At 73.0% G+C, this 14,399-nt stretch carries 13 protein-coding genes and 2 pseudogenes; 7 read left to right on the forward strand and 8 right to left on the reverse strand.

Annotation, left to right across the window (positions count from 1 at the left end; all coding sequences use genetic code 11):
* Positions 1 to 67 precede the first annotated feature (67 nt).
* A complete protein-coding gene (locus ACZ5ON_RS02105) occupies positions 68 to 820 on the reverse strand; it encodes a ferritin-like domain-containing protein (RefSeq protein ID WP_465583777.1) in 753 nt (250 codons plus the stop codon).
* Between the two features lie 469 nt (positions 821 to 1,289).
* The gene (locus ACZ5ON_RS02110) at positions 1,290 to 1,544 is read right to left on the reverse strand and encodes an alpha/beta fold hydrolase (protein WP_465583780.1); all 255 of its coding nucleotides are present in this window, start codon (positions 1,542 to 1,544) and stop codon (positions 1,290 to 1,292) included.
* A gap of 277 nt (positions 1,545 to 1,821) precedes the next feature.
* Here ACZ5ON_RS02110 and ACZ5ON_RS02115 point away from each other — a divergent pair, with 277 nt between their 5' ends.
* The gene (locus ACZ5ON_RS02115; RefSeq protein ID WP_465583783.1) at positions 1,822 to 2,607 is read left to right on the forward strand and encodes a pyrimidine reductase family protein; all 786 of its coding nucleotides are present in this window, start codon (positions 1,822 to 1,824) and stop codon (positions 2,605 to 2,607) included.
* On the opposite strand, the gene ACZ5ON_RS02120 is transcribed toward ACZ5ON_RS02115, so the two are convergent.
* The gene (locus ACZ5ON_RS02120; protein ID WP_465583786.1) at positions 2,577 to 3,581 is read right to left on the reverse strand and encodes a hypothetical protein; all 1,005 of its coding nucleotides are present in this window, start codon (positions 3,579 to 3,581) and stop codon (positions 2,577 to 2,579) included. The two genes, ACZ5ON_RS02115 and ACZ5ON_RS02120, sit on opposite strands and share 31 nt — an antisense overlap.
* 171 nt (positions 3,582 to 3,752) lie before the next feature.
* Here ACZ5ON_RS02120 and ACZ5ON_RS02125 point away from each other — a divergent pair, with 171 nt between their 5' ends.
* Positions 3,753 to 3,950 (forward strand): superinfection immunity protein, encoded by a 198-nt coding sequence (locus ACZ5ON_RS02125; RefSeq protein WP_465583789.1) that lies wholly within the window; start codon positions 3,753 to 3,755, stop codon positions 3,948 to 3,950.
* Between the two features lie 16 nt (positions 3,951 to 3,966).
* Here the strand turns inward: ACZ5ON_RS02125 and ACZ5ON_RS02130 are convergent, their stop codons facing one another.
* Positions 3,967 to 4,710 (reverse strand): class I SAM-dependent methyltransferase, encoded by a 744-nt coding sequence (locus ACZ5ON_RS02130; protein WP_465583792.1) that lies wholly within the window; start codon positions 4,708 to 4,710, stop codon positions 3,967 to 3,969.
* Between the two features lie 319 nt (positions 4,711 to 5,029).
* Here ACZ5ON_RS02130 and ACZ5ON_RS02135 point away from each other — a divergent pair, with 319 nt between their 5' ends.
* Positions 5,030 to 7,201, forward strand: coding sequence for a PIG-L family deacetylase (locus tag ACZ5ON_RS02135; RefSeq protein ID WP_465583795.1), 2,172 nt, complete (start codon positions 5,030 to 5,032; stop codon positions 7,199 to 7,201).
* A 52-nt stretch (positions 7,202 to 7,253) separates the two neighbouring features.
* On the opposite strand, the gene ACZ5ON_RS02140 is transcribed toward ACZ5ON_RS02135, so the two are convergent.
* Complete coding sequence (locus tag ACZ5ON_RS02140) at positions 7,254 to 9,107, reverse strand: stealth family protein (protein WP_465583802.1); 1,854 nt, start codon at positions 9,105 to 9,107, stop codon at positions 7,254 to 7,256.
* A 773-nt stretch (positions 9,108 to 9,880) separates the two neighbouring features.
* Between ACZ5ON_RS02140 and ACZ5ON_RS02145 the strand changes: the two genes are divergently transcribed.
* The 3 genes from ACZ5ON_RS02145 (at position 9,881) to ACZ5ON_RS02155 (ending at position 11,888) form a co-directional block, all read left to right on the forward strand.
* Positions 9,881 to 10,834: an SPFH domain-containing protein gene (locus tag ACZ5ON_RS02145; RefSeq protein WP_465583805.1), complete on the forward strand. Its 954-nt coding sequence runs from the start codon at positions 9,881 to 9,883 to the stop codon at positions 10,832 to 10,834.
* Positions 10,835 to 10,856: 22 nt separating this feature from the next.
* Positions 10,857 to 11,090: a type II toxin-antitoxin system antitoxin gene (locus tag ACZ5ON_RS02150; RefSeq protein WP_465583808.1), complete on the forward strand. Its 234-nt coding sequence runs from the start codon at positions 10,857 to 10,859 to the stop codon at positions 11,088 to 11,090.
* Positions 11,091 to 11,258: 168 nt separating this feature from the next.
* Entirely contained in the window at positions 11,259 to 11,888 is a 630-nt protein-coding gene (locus ACZ5ON_RS02155) for a GOLPH3/VPS74 family protein (protein WP_465583811.1), read from the forward strand.
* An 84-nt stretch (positions 11,889 to 11,972) separates the two neighbouring features.
* Here ACZ5ON_RS02155 and ACZ5ON_RS02160 read toward each other — a convergent pair.
* Both ACZ5ON_RS02160 and ACZ5ON_RS02165 read right to left on the reverse strand, forming a co-directional pair.
* Positions 11,973 to 12,494, reverse strand: a pseudogene (locus ACZ5ON_RS02160) (cupin domain-containing protein).
* Between the two features lie 104 nt (positions 12,495 to 12,598).
* Positions 12,599 to 13,012: a DUF488 domain-containing protein gene (locus ACZ5ON_RS02165; protein WP_465583814.1), complete on the reverse strand. Its 414-nt coding sequence runs from the start codon at positions 13,010 to 13,012 to the stop codon at positions 12,599 to 12,601.
* A gap of 202 nt (positions 13,013 to 13,214) precedes the next feature.
* On the opposite strand from ACZ5ON_RS02165, the pseudogene ACZ5ON_RS02170 reads away from it, so the two are divergent.
* Positions 13,215 to 13,727: pseudogene (locus tag ACZ5ON_RS02170) on the forward strand (DinB family protein).
* 2 nt (positions 13,728 to 13,729) lie between these two features.
* Here ACZ5ON_RS02170 and ACZ5ON_RS02175 read toward each other — a convergent pair.
* A complete protein-coding gene (locus ACZ5ON_RS02175; RefSeq protein ID WP_465583817.1) occupies positions 13,730 to 14,398 on the reverse strand; it encodes an HAD family hydrolase in 669 nt (222 codons plus the stop codon).
* Position 14,399 lies beyond the last annotated feature (1 nt).

Below are 14,399 nucleotides of genomic sequence, written 5' to 3' on the forward strand. Positions count from 1 at the left end.
TCAGGTCGATCCCCGGACGGGCCGGAGCAAGGGGCGTCGGCGGTTCGGCGCCGGGCCCCGCGTACCGTCAGGCCGAGAGGGGAAGCTGCGAGGCGGCCCCCGCCGTGCGGGCTCGGTGCCTGCCGAGCATGGCCGCCGCGACGCTCGTCGAGGAGCGCATGACGCGGGCGAGGAAGCGGGTCCGCCGCACCTGGAGTGCGCTCAGTGCCGGGCCGTGGTCCAGGGCGACGAAGAGGGTGGCGGCCAGTAGCAGGAGGCGCCAGCCGAGCACCGTGACGGGTCGCAGGGCTGCGGGCAGTTCCTCGATCGAGTGGCTAAGGCGCTTGCAGTGGAAGGGGATGTGGCGCCGTTCGTCGGCCAGGATCCTGGCGGTGACCTCACGGGTCAGCGGGTCCTCGGCCCCGTCGCGGACGGTCCGGTAGTACTCGACGGCGACCAGCTCGGCGATCATCAGGACCATCAACTCCAGGCGCATCCCCAGCAGTCGGCGGAACCACACGAAGATCCGGTCACTCCAGTGGCCTTCCAGGATGGCGAAGCCACCGGCCGCCAGCAGGCGGGCCAACTGGCGCCCGTGGTTCTGCTCCTCCGCGATGAACAGGCGGACCGCGGTGGCGTAGGTGTCGTCACCGGCCTGGTCGGCCTTGCTGATCAGGTTCCGGCCGTCCCCGTCCTCGCCGACCTGGAAGCGCTGGAGGCTGTGCCAGACGGCGGCCGGCAGGGTGGCCCCTTGTGACCAGTCAGGGTCCCCGGCCCTGGCCCGGCGCTCCTTCTCGGCTTCGAACTCCGCCACCCAGTCGGCGAATCCGTCCGTGCTCATCTCTTCCCCCTGCGTGTCAGTCATCGGATGGAGGACGCCCGCCGCACGGACCGGTCGTGACTCGCCCCCACCGGTCCGGGTGGCCTGCGGACACAGCGGTCCCCAAGGCGGGTGCGCGGCGGAAGCGGCGCGCCGCCGCGGCGTCCCGGCACACCGTAACCTAACATTGAACGCGTTCAAATCTGTGGCCGGGCGGTGCGCGGCGGACCCCGTCCGGACGCTGCCCCGGGGCGCGGGTGGCGGGAGGCAGTGAGCCGCCCCCACCCCGGACCTCGCCGAGAGGCCGCCTGTAGCGCACCCCCGTGCCGGTAGCCCCGGGGTGCGGACCGCGCTGCCGCTGGTCGCCGGAGCGATCCTGCTCAGCCTTGCCGCGGCCGCCCTCCCGGCCTCCGCACCCGCCCGGTGCAGGTGGGTACGGAGCGGCAGTAGCGGCCCCGGGGCGCGGCCCCGATCGCCGCCCTCCGGTGGCTCATCGGGTGAACTCGTCCACCAGCTTGACGAACTCTTCGGGCTTCCCGAAGAGCGCCACGTGCCCGGCGTCGATCTCGGCGTAGTGGCTGTCCGCGATCGCCGCGTGCAGTGCCCTGCTGTTCTCGACGGGCACGGTGGCGTCCTGGGTGCAGCCGATGACCAGGGTCTCCGCCTGGATGCGGGGCAGCAGGGCGCGGATGTCGACGCGGAGGTCGTAGTCGACGTGGCACAGGGTGCCCGGGGTGGGCGGCAAGACCCGTCGACCTCGACTGCCAGGTCCTGCTCGCCCCCGAGGGCGACCAGCGCCTCGTCCTCTACACCCCGCCGGCCGGCACCGACGCGGCCGGCCGCCTCGCCCTCCTCGACGTGGTCGGCACCGAGCGGTTCAGCCCGGCCGGCTGAGGCACCGAAGGATCTGTCGCGATTCCGACTGGCGAACTCGCACGGAACCTGGGCATTGGCGACGCATCGACACATCGTCGGCCCGGCTGTGGCCGACGGCGGGACGTGAGGGTGCCAGACTGGTCGACATGAGGCGGCTGTACCCCCAACCCGTGCTGGTGGCACCGGAGTCGGACCGGGCCCGGTGGCTGGCCGAGGTGTACCGCTATCCGGCCGGGGCAGCGGCCGGGCGACCCTGGGCGCGGGCGTGCATGGTGTCGGCGCTGGACGGGGCGGCGGTGTGGCAGGGGCGGTCGGGCGGGCTCTCGGGGCCGGCGGACGCGGAACTGCTGGGCGTGCTGAGGGCGTTGGCCGACGTGGTGCTGGTCGGTGCGGGGACGGCGCGCAGCGAGGGGTACGGACCTGCCGAGGTGCACCCGGAGCTGGTGCGTGCCAGGTCGGCCGCCGGGCAGGGACCGGCGCCCGCGATCGCGGTGGTGAGCGCCCGGCTGGACCTCGATCCCGCCTCGGACCTCTTCGCCCGCCCTGCGGCGTCCCCCGGCGCACGGACCCTGGTGATCACCACACGGCAGGCACCGGCCGCCGCCCGACGGGCGCTGGAGCGGGTCGCCGAGGTGGTCGTCGCGGGCGAGGAGCAGGTCGAACCATCGCTGTTGATGGGAGAGTTGGCGAGGCGCGGGCTGTGTCGGGTGCACTGTGAGGGCGGTCCGCGGCTGCTCGGCCTGCTGTGGGCGGCCGGGCTGCTGGACGAGCTCTGCCTGACCGTCTCCCCGCTGCTCACGGCGGGCGGGAGTCCGCGCATCCTGGCGCAGCGGGGTGTGGCGGACCGGACCGCGATGGCCCTCGCCGCGGTGCTGGAGGAGGACGGCTTCCTCTTCACGCGCTACACCCGCAGCTGGGCGGCCTCGCGGTAGGCGCGGCTGTCGCGTTCGACCTGGTCGAGCACCTCGCGCGCGGCGTGGATCCGGGCCTCCAGGCGGTCCAGCACCCAGACCCGGGCCGCCGTCACCAGGCCGATGTTGCTGCCGCCCTCGGAGATTTCGCCCGGTGGGGTCCAACGCCCCTTCCTGGTGCGTCGCTTCATGATGTCGTCGGCCTCGCGCAGCACCGCGTTCACGGCGCTGTGGATCTCCACCCGGTGGTCGTGGGACCACTGCGGATCCGACGACCGCCCGAGCTGCTGCTCGAACCGGCTGAGCACGGGCGGGCCCTGGCGGCGCCAGCCGGTGCGCAGCAGCGCGTCGGCCCGGCCGAGCGCCGTGGCCACTGCGCCTTCGCCGGGTGGGAGCCGGCGGGCGGTCCGGTGGATCGTGCCGGGCTCGGCGAGCATCCAGCCCTGGGCGACGGCCTCGCAGGCCAGCAGCAGCCCGAGCTCCGCCCCGCCGGGCTGGTCGAGCCGGTCGCCGAGAGCGCGCAGCAGCTCGGTCCGTACGGTCAACACCGATCCCGGGGCGGGGAGTTGGCCGGAGCGGAGAGTGCCGGCCAGTACGCCCGGTGCGATCGGACCGGGCGGTGGACCGTCGGGGGCGGCCGCCCTGGCCCCGTCGGGCAGCAGCTCCAGGCCCGGAGAGAGGCACCAGCCGAGTTCGGGGTGCGCGGTCATGAGCTCGATGTCCCGCGTCAGCGCGTCCTGCGGGAGCAGCCCGTCGGCGTCCAGGGTCCGCAGCAGGCATCCGGTGGTGCGGGTGAGAGCGTCCCGGTCGCAGGCCGGCGCTGCAGCGGAGATCCGTCCGTCCTCGGGCAGCCCGGCCGCAGGCAGGTCCGGGACGCCCTGGAGGACCCACTGCCACTGCCAACCGTCGGGCAGCCGCTGGGCGGACAGCGAGTGGTACGCCTCCGGGAGGCGGTGTTCGTCGGGCACGACGGTGACCACGCTGATGGTGGGCATTGCTGCCGCCTTTCGGGAGGCTGACCGGCCGCAGTCGATGGTAGGGGCCGGTGTGCCGGTTGGTGAAGAGGTGGGCACACTGGGTGACTGAGGCTGGTGTGCGCACTTGCGGTGCGACAACGCGCATTCCGCCATCTGTCCTTCACGGCAAGGGACTTGTACGCTCGCAGCATGGTGAGAAGCGGGGGAGTGCCGGTGTTCCTGATCGCCGGGGTGGTGGTGTACTTCGTCCCGACTCTGGTCGCCTTCCTGCGCGGCACCCTGAACAAGGGGTCCGTGCTGGTCATCAACCTGTTCCTGGGTTGGACCTTCCTCGGCTGGGTGGTCGCGTTGGCGATGTCCTTCAGCGGCTCGCGCTCGCAGCGGTAGCGGCGGCCCGGGGCCGTCAGGCCAGCCGCCGGAGCCGCAGCACGTCCGGGCGGTAGCCGTCCTCCGGGCCGAAGCCCGCCTCGGCCAGCTCCTTCGCCAACTCGTCGTCGGCCAGCGGCCACTGGTGGAAGGTCTCGTGGGCCCGCCGGATCTCCCGGCCCCGCCGGTGCACCAGGTAGAGGTAGTCGAGCCGGATGCGGTCGTGCTCCGGCCGCTCGGTCAGCCAGGCGGTGTAGACGTCCGCTCCGACCCGGGCCTCGCCGACCCGGTGGTGTCCGGCCCCGGCGAGCAGGGCGGCGGGCGGGCGGTCCACGAGCAGCAGGCCGTCCGGCAGCAGGCAGTCGGCGAGGGCGCGCCAGACCTCTCGGCGCTCGGCGGGCGGCAGGCAGGCGACCACCCGGAGGCAGACGGCCAGGTCCGCCTCCGCCGACAGTGCGAGCTGCTGGGCCCGGCAGGGATGGACCGTCACCCGCCCGAGCGCTTCGCTGCCGGCCGAGGTCAGCCGGGAGAGCAGGACCGCCCGCATCGCGGCGGCCGGCTCCACCGCGTGCACCGGCACGGTCGAGGCGCCGAGCAGCACTGCGGTCACCAGCCCGGTGCCGGCGCCGAGTTCCACGATCCCGATCCGGGCGGCCGCGGCCGGACCGCGCAGCGCCAGTGCCTGGCGCCGGTACTCCGCGCCGTGCAGGACGTCGTAGAACTCCGCGGAGACCGCGTACGGGGCCTCCGCGCCCGGTCCGCGGGGCGCCTCCTGCTCCACCAGTCCATCATCGGTGCAACTCCACCGCCCCTCAATCGCTGCCGGGCAGCCGGATGCGCTGCGCTCCGCGGCCGTCGCCCTGTGCCGCCGCCCCGGATGGATGTGGCGAGGCGGCCACCGGGGCAGCCAGGAGGGCGTCGGCCGCTTGCCGGGCGTGACCCGGCCGGTGGATCCGCTGCCGGGCGAATCGCTGGTGGACGCCCGTGGCCAGAGGTCGAACAGCGAATTTTAGTATTGTTCCCCGAAACAGATCTTGACACGGGGACCCCCACTTCAGCGGAGCGCGGCCGACCCCGACACTGCCCAGGGGGACCGACCCGTGAGCCCGATTCCAGCCGCGCAGGACAGCGTGCCCGAAGCCGTACCGCCCCGGCGGACCGTTCGTACGTGGGGCCGCCGGACCGTCATCGGCGCCGGGCTGGCCGCGCTCTCACTGACCGGCCTCGGCGGGATGTTCCGGGCCGGCCCGGACGAGGACGAGGCCGCTGTGGCGGACCTGTCCAGGGCCGGCGGCGCGCCCACCGGGGAGCGCTGGCACGGCTCGCACCTGCAGATCATCGCGCACCCCGACGACGACCTGTACTTCATGAACCCGCTGCTCCAGCGCTCCATCGCGGAGGGCTCCACGGTGGCCACCGTGGTGATGACCGCCGGCGAGGCCGACGGCAAGAACAGCCCCACCGACGACGACCGGGAACACGGGAGGACCCCGACCGACAAGCCCGGCTACACCGAGGCCCGGCACAACGGACTCCGCTCGGCCTACGCGCTGATGGCCACCGGCAACCAGCGGGCCACCTGGCGCCGCGAGGTGGTGACCCTCGGTGACGGCGCCCAGGTGGAGCGCTGCACCCTCGCCGAGCGCCCGGCGGTGCAGCTGTACTTCTTCAACCTCGCCCAGAACCTGCACGGTTCGGCCAAGGCGCCGGACGGCACCGGCGTGCGGATGCGCACCCTCTGGTCCCAGGACGTCCCGCTGGAGAGCACCCTGCCCGGTACCGGTTCGCCGGTCACTGGGCCGCAGGACTTCAGCCGCGACCGGGTCGTCGCCTGCCTGGTCGACCTGCTGGAGCAGCGCCGGCCCACCGTGCTGCGCACCCTGGACCCGGACCCCGAGCACGACCCGTACGAGCCGGGCATCTCGCTCGCCGACCACATCGACCACACCGCGACCGCCCAGTTCGTGCTGGCCGCGTTGCGCCAGTACACCGAGCAGACCGGCGAGCGCCCGGTGGTCGAGCACTTCCGCGGCTACACCAGCAAGTTCTGGCCGTCGAACCTGAGCTACGCGGCCAAGGCCGAGAAGCGCAAGTACCTGATGCCGTACGCGGGTTACGGCGCCCCGTGCCCGGCGAACGACTGCGGCGACTACCAGGTGCGCCCCGACCCCGGGGACTCCACCCACATCATCAGCACCGCCTACCGCTACACCCCCGACACCGACTGGCTGGTCAAGGACGGCACCGGCCGGTTGAACGCCTTCGCGGTCCTCGGCGGCCGGGTGGCGCACTGGGCCGAGCAGGCGCCCGGCAGCGGGAGCTGGGGCGCGGTCCGCTACCTGGCCGGCGACTGGCTGATGCCCAGGCTCCAGGTGCGGGTGGACAAGGCGGGCCGGGTCCAGCTGGTCGCGCTGCGGCGCTGGGCCGGGGAGAAGGACGCGGTCGGGGTGGAGGTGGTGCGGGCGGTGCAGGGCGCCCCCGGCGGCGACTTCGGCCCCTGGGAGTCGCTGGAAGGTCCGGACTACGGCAACTCCGACCAGCGGGTGCGCCGTGAGATCGGCGGTCCGGCCGCCGCCTTCGACGCGGACGGGCGGCTTCATGTCTTCGTCCGCAACTTCGCCCACGGGCTGAGCCACCGCCACGAGCTGCCGCAGGGCGGCTGGAGCCCCTGGCAGAAGCTCGGCGGATCGCGGCTGCAGGACGCGGTGACCGCGTTCACCGGCCACGACGGTACGGTCCAGGTCTTCGCGACGGACACCTACGGCGTGTTGCGCTGGCGTCAGGCGCGGTCGGGCGGCGAGTTCCGGGAGGAGCGGATCGGCGTCCCGGTGCCGGTCGCCGGTTCGGTCACCCCGGTGGAGTCCGCTCCCGGTCGGCTCACCCTGTACTACCGGGAGGCCGGCAGCTGCGACGTGGTGGCCTACCGACAGGAGTCCGACGGCGAGCACTGGCCGCCGCTGCCGGCCGTCCTCGCCGGGCACGACGGCATCGGCGAGGTCGCGGTGGCCCGGCACGGCTCGGGCGGTCGCGGCGGCACCGCGGTCGCGGACCGGGCCGGGTCCGGGCTGCTGAGCCTGCTGGTCGCGGGGCCGGGCACGGCGGGGATCGCCTGGGCGGAGAGCGGCGGGCAGCTGGTGTACGCCCCGGCCCTCGCGGAGGACTCGACCGGCCGGATGGTGGCGGCGGTGATCGGCACCGACGCCCGCCTCCACCTCACCCGCCGGTCGGCCCCGGACGGCGGCAGCGCCTTCGGGCCCTGGACCACGGTCTGAGCGCGCTGCCCGAGCGCTTCTCGGTTCGGCGCGCGGTCCGGCGTCGCTCGGTTCAGCGCTTCTCGAAGGGGCTGGGCTGCGGGAAGTACGCGTTCAGGAACGGCTGCAGCAGCTCCAGCTGGTTCGCCAGGTCCTTGCGGTCCGAGACGGTGTCGTTGATGCAGAAGACGTCCAGGTCCCGGGCGGCGAGGATGCGGGCGAGCCGCCGCGAGGTGCTCTGGTGCATCAAGTCCAGGTAGGCATACTTGAGTTCGGACGGCACGGCGCGGGCGCTGTGGTAGCCGTAGTAGTGGTGCAGCGAGGAGGCCACCGACAGGTCCGAGGGGCTGCGGAACTTGGCCTCCGAGGTGGCCTGGTGCAGCTCCTTGAAGTGCTCCTCGATCTCGGACAGCACCTCGCGCCGCAGCGCGTGCGGAACGTGCTGCATCTTCTGCACCAACGTGCTGCCGAAGTCCTCCTCGATCAGCCGCCGGTTGTTCTTGGCCGCCGCCGAGACCGGCGAGTCCAGCAGCGAGGGGGTGGTGCCCAGCGGCACGGCCGCCACCGACGGGAAGAACTTGCTCAGCCCGTTGGAGTGGAAGAACAGCTGCGGCGAGATCGGGCGGCCCAGGAAGACGTCGTCGTTGAAGTAGAGGAACTGCTCGGACAGCCCTTCGATGTGGTGCAGCTGGCTCTCGATGGCGTGCGAGTTGAAGGTCGGCAGGACGTCCTTGTCGCGGAAGATCTCCCGGTGGCTGAGCACCTTGATCCGGGGGTTGGAGGTGTCCAGCCAGGCGGGAGTCTGGTCGTCGGTGACCAGGTAGACGGTGCGCACCCAGGGCGCGTTGAGGTGCAACGACCGCAGCGAGTAGCGCAGTTCGTCCCGGCTCATGTAGCGCGCGTCGTTGGCGGCCTCGGGGTTGAGGTCCCGGGCGGAGCCGTCGGCCTCGGCGCGGCGGCGCTGCCAGGCCGGGTCGTTGCCGTCCACCCAGGTGTAGACGACGTCGATGGGGAAGCGGATGTCCTCGGGCAGTGCGCGGGCGAACTCGGGCCGGGTCGGGACCGGGTGCTCGGGGCGGTCCCAGGCCTCCAGCCGGGTGAACATGCCCACGGGCGCGGGGACGGGCTCGTGCCACGCCGGGACCCGCTCGGTGATCCGGTTGCGGCGCGGGGCGACCAGCTCGCCGTCCTCGGGCGCCCAGAACTCGATGTCGCAGCCGTACTCGTGGCCCATCACATAGGTGGTGCCGGGGTCGGCGTGGAACCAGGTCATCCGGATGACCTCGGCCTGTGCGACGGTGGACCAGGTGTGCTTCTCGAAGCCGGGCTCGGAACGGGTCGGTACGGTGGGCCGGTCGGTCGGCATGACCGAGACGTAGCCGGGGACGGTGGCGCAGAGCGCCGCCAGAGCCCGGTGCGCGGCCGGACGGTCGGCTCGCGAGACGGCGACGGCGGCGGAGGTCTCCTGGAAGCCGCGGACGGCGAAGCAGTCGATCCCGGCCTCGGCCAGGGCGGTACGGACCAGGGTGAGGTTGTCGTTGCGGGCCTGCAGCGGGGCGACGTCCGGGCGGAGGCTGACGATCTTCCGCGCCCGGCCGACCTGGATCAGGGTGACCCGGCCCGACTCGAACAGTGCGGGGTGGCGCTTGGCCAGCAGACCGCCGTGCACCGTGGCGACCTTCTGCTGGACCGAGAGGCTGCGGGAGAGCCGGTGGATCACCTGGGTGCGGAGCTCGTACGGGACCATGCCGGCGATGGCCGCGCGGCTGCGCTCGGGGAGCAGCCGTCGGTACACCCGGACGACCTTCGAACGCTCCGACTGGAGCACGCCGACGGTGCTGGGGGCGGTCGGTGCGACGGCCGACTGCGTCTTGGCGGGGAGTGCCGTCTGCCCGCCGGGTTCGCCGTCTATTCGCGAGCCAGCCAACGTATCCCCCTGGTGCATGGATTCCGGAGCTCACCGTCCGTCAGTCGGATCGGACACTTAATTTCATCACATCTTCATCCCCCTCAGCCTTGAGTCAAGGGGTACCTGTCGCTCCTTCGGGAGATGTCGAGGCTTATGTCCGGTTTGCTGACTTTCGATGCGGTGTCCCGGTGGCGTGGGCGAGGCTGCGCCCGGCCGGTCGTTCCGGCGTCGCGGGCCCGCGCCGACCAACCGTCAGCAGGCTTTCCAGGGTACCCCCGCACCGGTCCGCCCCCGGCCCTCTGTGGCGGGAAGGCCCAGGCCGGAGGTGGTGCGGGGGCGGGGTCGAGGCGCCTGCGATGATCGTGACATCCACCACATTCCCGGTGATTTCCGCCGAAGGGGCAAGCGTGCCCGAGTCGGAGGAGTCGTGGGCCGGCCCGGTGTTCACCGGACGGCGTGAGCTGCATGGACGGCTCCCGCCCGCGCCGCGTCCGACCGGGATCGGATCGAGCGCCGGCGAGCTGCTCGCCGTCCGGCTTCCGCGACCGGACCGTGGGTGCCCCCGGCGTGCTGGGGTGCGGACCGTCCGCCGTCCGCCGGTGGCGGGTGGTTGGCGGAACTTCGCCAGGGGGCTCGCCGTGGCGTTGCCAGAAGCGGCTCCTCCGTGTGCGCCGGGGATGGGGTGGGGCTCCTCGGCGAGGGGGGCGGGGCGGGGTGAGGTTTGCGGGGTGCGAAAAAGTGATATCACTTTGCTAGGTTAGTGCCATACCGCAGGAGAGGAACCCGGTCCCATGACCACGCCGCACAACCACATCGACTCGGCGGACGACTTCGCCCTCGACGTCCCCACCCCGAAGGTCACCGAGCGCACCATCACCGGTCTGCCGGGGCTGCCGATGCTCGGGCTCGTCCTGCTCTGCCTGCTCGGCGGCATCGGCCTGGCCATCGCCGGCGGCAACCTGCAGAAGGGCGGTACGACCGGGGCCGGCATCGCGCTACTGGTGCTCGGGCCGGTGCTCGTCCTGTCCGGGTTCCTGCTGTCCCGGGGACTGCACGTCGTCTCGCCCGGGCAGGCCCGGGTCGTCCAGCTGTTCGGCCGCTACCGGGGCACCATCCGCGCCGACGGACCGACCTGGATCAACCCGTTCACCAGCTGCCGCCGGATCTCCACCCGGATCCGCAACCACGAGACCGAGACCGCCAAGGTCAACGACGCCGACGGCAACCCGATCGAGATGGCCGCGGTCGTGGTCTGGCAGGTCGAGGACACCGCGAAGGCCATCTTCGAGGTGGACGACTACACCGAGTTCGTCGCCATCCAGACCGAGACCGCGGTGCGCCACATAGCCAACAGCTACCCCTACGACTCGCACAGCGAGGGGGAGATGTCGCTGCGCGACAACGCCGACGAGATCACCCGGAAGCTGTCCGCGGAGATCGCCGCCCGGGTCGCCTCGGCCGGTGTGCGGGTGATCGAGTCCCGGATCACCCGCCTCGCCTACGCCCCCGAGGTCGCGCAGGTGATGCTCCAGCGCCAGCAGGCCGGCGCGGTGGTCGCGGCCCGTCGCCTGATCGTGGAGGGTGCGGTCGGTATGGTCGAGGCGGCCCTGGACCGGCTCGCCGAGCGCGACGTGGTCGAGCTGGACGAGGAGCGCAAGGCCGCGATGGTGAGCAACCTGCTGGTAGTGCTCTGCGGCGACCGGGGCACCCAGCCGGTCGTCAACACCGGCTCGCTCTACCAATAGAAGCAGTGAGGAGCAGCACGCGGTGGCGACGGAGCGGAAGAAGATCCTGCTGCGCCTGGACCCCGCGGTCCACGACGCGCTGGCCAGGTGGGCCTCGGACGAGCTGCGGAGCACCAACGCGCAGATCGAGTTCCTGCTCCGTCGGGCGCTCACCGAGGCTGCCCGGATGCCGGGCGATGCGGCCCGCCTGCCCCGCCGCGGCCGCCCGCCGAAGGCGAGCCGTGAGCCGGAGGGCCCACAACCGGGCGACTCCTGAAGCCGAAGGGCTCCGGCCGGGACGACCCGGCCGGATGCCCGGCCCCGAGGTCCGCTGACCCGGGCGCCCCGCCCCGGCCCTCCCCGGCTGCCGCTCTGCTCGCTCCCAGCACCGAGACCGACCCGTCGGCACCCAGCCGAGTCCAGCCGAAGCCACCCGGAGTCCGTCATGGAACTGCCCGAAACCCTCGCCGGAAAGCTCTACCTGCTCGCCTACGACCAGGAGCGCGAGCGCCTCACCTGCCGACGCAACCTGGACTTCCTGATGCGCGCGGCGATACTCACCGACCTGCTGCGCCGGGGCCTGCTGCGCGAGGACGGGCGCACGGCCGCCGCCGTGGGGACCGTGCCCGCCGGGCTCGACCCGCTGCTCGCCGACCTTTGGCAGCAGATCCACGACGGCCGGACGCGCAGCTGGCAGCTCTGGATAAGCTGGCGCCGCCACCGGACCGCGCGCACCGTACGGGACGGCCTGGCCGCGGCGGGCTGGATCGCGGTCGAGGAACACCGCGTCCTCGGCCTGTTCCCCGCCGCCCGGATCACCCTGCGCGAGCCCAGGGTGCGCAAGGCGCTGGAGGCAGCGGTCTCCTCGGCGCTGCGCGGCCCGCTCTCCCGGGTGGACCCGGACGACGCGGCGCTGGTGGCCCTTGCCGACGCGGCCCAGCTGCGCACCGTGCTGACCTGGCGGCAGAGGCGCGAGTTCCGATCGAGGATCGAGAAGCTGGCCCCGGCGGCCGGTCCGGTACCGCGTGCGCTGCGACGGGCGATCCAGAGCCGTGACGCGATGGCCGCGTCGTAGGGCGCGTCGACCGGCCCGACCTGACGGAGATCGGCGCGTGCTGCGGCGGGAGTCCGGAGGCGGAGAAGGCGTACCGCCGGTGGCTCAGACGGTCTCCAGGCGTTCGCCGCACCGGCTGCAGCAGGCCGGCGCCGCGCCCTCGGCCAGCTGCCCGCAGGCGGGGCAGACCCGGTCCAGTCAGCAGGCCGGATCGCCGCCCTCGGTGGGTCGGTCGGTCGAGGCGGGGTCAGCCGGTGGCGCGGAGCGGACCGTCATCCCGGGACGCCGCCGGTGCACGGTCAGCCAGGCCAGTCCCTGGGAGGAGGCGTGCAGCGCCCGCCGGGAGCCGTGCGGCAGCCAGGCCAGCGCGCCGGGGGTGAGCGGCTGGGACCGCCCCTCGGAGTACAGGGTGCCGCTGCCCTCGACCACCAGCAGCAGGACGTCCAGGTCCGGCTCGGCGTGCTCCTCGACCGCGCCGTCCGCCGGGAGGCGGACCAGGTTGGCGTCGAGCTGCCGCCCCGGCTCGGCGAGCCGCCAGAGCGCTCCGCGCTGGTCCGGGGCGGCCGCGGCGACGTACTCGGTGAGGTCGGCCAGCAGGCGGGGGACGTCGGAGCCGGTGGGCGGCATGGGCAACTCCTGCTCTCGGGGACGGTCTCGGTGGGACGGTCTCGGTGCCGGTCCGGGGGCCCGGGCAGGTGCCGCCCGGCGCATGCCGGACGGCACCTGGACGACTATGACTGCTGTGACTGCTTTCCGCCGCGGCCCGTTCCGCTGCGGCTCCTTCCGCCGTGGCCGCTCAGCCGGGCGGCGAGGACCGCGGCCTGGCTGTGATCGACGTCGCGGCTGGCGGTGAGCAGGGTCAGCGGGCCGCTGTCGGCGATCTCGGTCAGGCTGCGCAGGGCCTCCTGATGGTCCGGGTCACGCAGTTCGGCGAGGTAGCGGCGGCGGAACTCGCCATAGCGCTCGGGATCATGACCGTACCAGCGCCTGAGCTCGGTGGACGGCGCCACCTCCTTCATCCAGACGTCGAACGCCCCGGCGTCCTTCCGCAGACCGCGCGGCCACACCCGGTCCACCAGCACGCGCACACCGTCATCGGCGCCGGCATCGGAGTAGATCCTGCGGTACTCGACATGTCTGGCCATGACCGGCCTCCGTGCGGCTCCTCGGGTACGCCCTCTACGGCCACTATGCCCCGCACTGGAACACCGCGCCTCGCCCGGGCGTTCTCGGCCCCCACTTCCGTCTTCCCGGCCGGTCCTCCTCCCGGGTGGCGCCATGTCGCCGCCGTTCGGACCGAGTTGGCAGGTCCGGGAGCTGTCGGTGGCCGTTGCTACGGCCTGCGACATGAGTACACGGGTACCGCTCACGGGCGGGGAAAAGGAGAGTCTTCGCGCCAGCCTCGACCGGCACCGGGACGTGGTGCTGTGGAAGCTGGCCGGCCTCGACGAGGAGCGGGCCCGGCGGCCCATGACACCGACGGGGACGAACCTGCTGGGCCTGGTCAAGCACCTGGCGGCGGTCGAGTACGGCTGATTCTGCACGACCTTCGGCGTCGAGGCGGAGCCGCTGTGGTTCGCCTCCGAGGACGACATGCGGGCGGGCCCGGACGAGACCACCGCCGACATCGTGGCCTTCTACGGCCGCGCCCGGGCGGCCGCCGACCGGGTCATCGACCGCCTGGACCTCGACGCCCTCGGCACCTCCTGGTCCGGTGAGCGGGTGTCGCTGCGCTGGGTGCTGATCCACATGATCGAGGACACCGTCCGCCACGCGGGCCACATGGACATCGTCCGCGAGCTCATCGACGGCTCCACCGGTGACCACCCCCGGGCCGCCGCCCCGGCGTCCCAGGGCTGAGCTCACGGCGCTCCGGGGCCCGTCAACCCGCAGAGCAGCTGCGGAAGTTCCGCCATGTCGTGGAACACCACGGTGTTCGGCCCCCGCAGCCACTCTGCGGGGGTCAGTCCGCCCGCGTAGCCGAGCGCCCGCATCCCGGCCGCCCGTGCGGCTGCCACCCCGAACCGGCTGTCCTCCACCACCACGCAGCGTGCCGGGTCGACGCCCAGCCGGGCTGCCGCGTGCAGGAAGAGATCGGGGGCCGGTTTGCCGTGGGCCACCTCCTCCGCGCTGAACACCCGGCCCTCGAACCGCTCGTACAGCCCGGTGAGGCCGAGCGTTCGGCGGAGCCGGGAGTGGCTGCTGCTCGATGCCACGCACATCGGGAGGTCAATCCGGTCCAGCGCCTCGACCACGCCCGCCACCGGCTTCAGTTGGGTCTCGAACGCGTGGTCGTAGAGCGGCTGGAACTCGTCGTCCCACCCGTCCGGCAGGCTCCGGCCGAGGTGCGCCTCGATCTCCCGGACCATGTGCGCATGGGAGCGGCCGACGAAGCGGCGGACGATCTCCTCCTCGGGCATCTCCCAGCCGAGTGCGGCCAGGACGACCGCGTCGACCCGGACCGCCAGTCGCTCGCTGTCCACCAGCACGCCGTCGCAGTCGAACACCACCAGTTCGAAATGATCATCCATC

The sequence above is a fragment of the Kitasatospora sp. NPDC032150 genome, assembly GCF_055579945.1.